Raw genomic sequence first — 581 nt, forward strand, 5'->3', positions numbered from 1 at the left:
GAGGGCCCGGGCCCTCATGGCCATCTCCACGGGCAGGGCGTTGCGGCCGGACAGCGAGACGACGATCAGGGCGTCGCCGGAGCGGACGGGGGAGCTGTCCAGGACGGCGGTGGCGAGGCCGTCGACGCGTTCCAGGGCCGAGCCGAGGGTCGCGGGCACGACGTCGACGCCGACGGTGCCGGGGACGGCGAGGAGGTTCATCAGGGCCAGGCCGCCGGCGCGGTAGACGACGTCCTGGGCGGCGAGGGAGGAGTGGCCGGCGCCGAAGGCGAACAGACGGCCGCCGGCGGTCACGGTGTCGGCGAGCAGCGTCCCGGCGGCGGTGATCGCCTCGGCCTCCTCGTCGCGGACCCGTTGCAGCAGGCCGATGGCGGCGTCGAAGAACTGGCCGGCCGGCGTGCGGTCGCTCATGCGGGGTCCCTTCGGAAGCCGGTGGGGTGCCGGGGGCATCTGCGGGGCGGTCTGCCGGCGTCTGCCGGATGTCCGCGTGTGCCGTGGATCACGGTGAGGTCTGGACCAGAGCCGTGTCAATAGCCCCGCCTCCCCCGCCGCCTCCGCCTCCCCTGCCGGCCTCGCCGGTC

Annotated in this window: 1 protein-coding gene; it reads right to left on the reverse strand. The window is 75.6% G+C overall.

The window, feature by feature from the left end:
- The coding region (locus CCN35_RS27430) for a sugar isomerase domain-containing protein (RefSeq protein WP_245863574.1) at positions 1–411 on the reverse strand (411 nt) is incomplete at its 3' end.
- Positions 412–581: the final 170 nt, after the last annotated feature.

Source organism: Streptomyces thermovulgaris (assembly GCF_002155915.1).
GTDB lineage: Bacteria > Actinomycetota > Actinomycetes > Streptomycetales > Streptomycetaceae > Streptomyces > Streptomyces thermovulgaris.